Origin of the sequence: Bacillus sp. SA1-12 (assembly GCF_000981385.1) — a bacterium.
Taxonomy (GTDB): Bacteria; Bacillota; Bacilli; order Bacillales; family Bacillaceae; genus Metabacillus.
The window spans coordinates 1-2,696 of sequence record NZ_LATZ01000056.1 but is presented as its reverse complement, the minus strand read 5'-3'; the positions used below and the strand labels follow the sequence as shown (position 1 = coordinate 2,696).

3 protein-coding genes are annotated in these 2,696 nt (G+C 31.3%); 1 reads left to right on the top strand and 2 read right to left on the bottom strand.

Annotated features, from left to right (window positions below; translation table 11 throughout):
• Both WQ54_RS17560 and WQ54_RS17555 read right to left on the bottom strand, forming a co-directional pair.
• A partial coding sequence (locus WQ54_RS17560; protein WP_046585921.1) for an IS3 family transposase occupies positions 1-402 on the bottom strand: 402 nt, incomplete at its 3' end.
• Between the two features lie 164 nt (positions 403-566).
• Positions 567-701 (bottom strand): BA3454 family stress response protein, encoded by a 135-nt coding sequence (locus WQ54_RS17555; protein ID WP_046515064.1) that lies wholly within the window; start codon positions 699-701, stop codon positions 567-569.
• A gap of 1,008 nt (positions 702-1,709) precedes the next feature.
• On the opposite strand from WQ54_RS17555, the gene blaOXA reads away from it, so the two are divergent.
• Positions 1,710-2,546, top strand: coding sequence for a class D beta-lactamase (gene blaOXA, locus WQ54_RS17550; protein ID WP_231597560.1), 837 nt, complete (start codon positions 1,710-1,712; stop codon positions 2,544-2,546).
• Positions 2,547-2,696: the final 150 nt, after the last annotated feature.

The window sequence follows — 2,696 nt, the reverse complement described above, 5'->3', positions numbered from 1 at the left end:
TCCTTCAACTGGTAATTGTTTTTTAACATTAGTTTTTGTTTCTTTTTTCATGGATGATCGCCCCTTTTTCTTTGGATGTAGGGCATCAATTCCTCCAGTCTCAAATAACTTGCGCCAGTTTCGGATCAAGCCTGGTGAAGAAATATTGAAAATGGCAGCTGCGTCATAAGAGGATATACCCGTGTCTTTCATAAACTTGAGTACATTTAGTTTAAACTCTACAGAATAACTTGTATAGGATTTAATAAATGCTTCTAAACCAAATTGTTCATAAAGGCGTATCCATCCACTTAAGATAGGAGGACTAACATTAACTTCTTCCGCAACTTTATTAATACTTTCATTTCTTTTTAAATACCTTAATACAATTTGAATTTTTTCTTCCGTTGTAAATTTGGCCATTAAAACACCCCGTAAATGTTAGTTTGGTGTCTAACATTTACGGGGCAGATCAAGTTGGCACTTAGCTTTTATTTATCTTCAAATCATTGGTTTTGACCTATATGTATATGGCAAAAGGAGCATGTTTCACTTTAATCGGTGAAATTAATAACCTATGTTGTTGTTTAACCTGCCCATTGTTTCAAAATTTGCTCTTTTGCAATTTGATACACTTCTTCTTCTGATTTGTTTTTGTTAGCTATTACATTGGTTTGATAAATTTTCCCCTTGAATAATACATTAATTATATACTTGTACATTTTGGTCTTTCCCCTTCCTTTTTTTCTATATTGTAAATGTGATTTTTTAAGTTTTGATAGATTTTATGTAAAAGTTTATTAAAAAGTTTATCCCTCTATTTGATAACATGTTGCATTAGCTGAGTGTCAACCTAATCGAAACTTCTTACCTAGCTTAAAAGCTTTACTATCCTGTACCTAACGCGTATTAATATCTTGTATCAAGAATAAGCTAAAAATGTATTTTAAACTATTAAAATGTAAGATTTTATTCCGTATTATATTGCATAAAGCCCCAAAAAATGTAACAAATATTTCAATCCGCACGATCTCTAAAGAATTAGGTCAAATTAAACTTTATCTGTTGCTTCATACAAAGGATATGAAATCCACAATTATTTTGATTCGAACATAATTTTATTCGATCCACTGTTAATCTATGTATGGTTATTTTTATAGTAAAAGTAGTTTAATAAAAGCTCAGTGACAACCTAAACAAAAGTTGACACTTAGCTTTTATTTACCCTTCAAAACATTGGTGTAAACCTATGTGATCTTAATAAGAATTTCATGAAACGCTATTCCATTAAAGGACCAGATTGTGGAATAAATTAAGGAATTCTCATAATTAAATCGAAGTAAGAGAAAAACTTCAGTTCAGTAAGATTAAACAAACCCGTATAAAATCCTTTAACCTTTAATAATCCAATTTATTCAGTTTTGATTAATAGCTCCTCAGATGGTTGTTCCTTCGCTATTTTAAAAATCCCTAATTTGTCAGTTACTAAAGAATGAAATTTTTTATTTTATAATCGACTCTTTAATAGTACTTTTTGAGTAATTTATAAAAAACTTACAGTGGAAAGAGGAATATAACCTAGCAATATCTAAATATTACAATTGTAGTATTTAGATATTGCTAGAATAAAAATCCAATTAGAAAGGTGAGATTCATTGACAATTAGACATCCCCTTAATAAAAGCAAAATGACATCTTAACTCTCTTCAGCAAAAAAGGAGGCAACACTTATGAAAATGTTAATGGCTAAGAAGTATTCAACTAAAAAATTTTTTTACTTTGCAGCATTCTTTTTACTTTCAAGTATTCTGGTTTTCACAGGTCTGTCAAATGTAAGTGAAGCAAAAGTTGAAAAAACAAAGAAACTAGAAATTGATGAATTATTTAATGGAAAAAAAGGGACAATGGTGCTTAAGAATTTAAAAAACAATAATATGTATATATATAACAGTGAAAGAAGCACAAAAAGGTTTACTCCTGAATCGACATTTAAAGTGCCAAATTCTTTAATTGGATTGGAAGCAAGTGTTGTAAGAGACGAGTATGAAGTGAAACGTTGGGATGGTGTTAAAAGAGAATTCGAAAGTTGGAATCGCGATCATTCATTAGCTTCCGCTATGAGAGAATCAGCCATCTGGTTTTATCAAGATATCGCAACAGATGTAGGTAAACTAAAAATGCAGGAATATATCAACCAAATGGGATATGGAAACGGAGATATATCTGGTGGAATTGATAGATTCTGGCTAGATAGCACATTGAAGATTTCTGCCCAAGAACAAGTTGGCTTCATGGAAGACCTTATAAAAGAAGAACTTCCGTTTAAAGAAAAAATCCAGAAGACAGTAAAACGAATGATGATACAAGATGAACAAGACAATTATACGCTGCATGGGAAAACAGGAACAAGGCTTTCGGATATGGGATTAGGATGGTACATAGGTTTTATAGAAACAGATCAAGAAACCTGGGTATTTGCAGTAAATCTTAGTGGATCTGGAACAGAAGCAAAAAACATTACAATTAAAGCATTAAAGCAAATGAACATTATTAAAGAGGTTGAATGAATCATATTTAACTGTATAGATATCTTAATCGAGTAGGAGGGGGTGACTAACCCCCGACCTCTCACACCACCGTACGTACCGTTCGGTATACGGCGGTTCAATTAAGTTTGACGTAGAAATTCATATCTTTGATATAAACTTTTAAGCCCA

Coding starts and splice junctions, on each gene's coding strand:
- blaOXA (WP_231597560.1), top strand. CDS start 1,710: ATGAAAATGTTAATGGCTAAGAAGTATTCAACTAAAAAATTTTTTTAC.
- WQ54_RS17555 (WP_046515064.1), bottom strand. CDS start 701: ATGTACAAGTATATAATTAATGTATTATTCAAGGGGAAAATTTATCAA.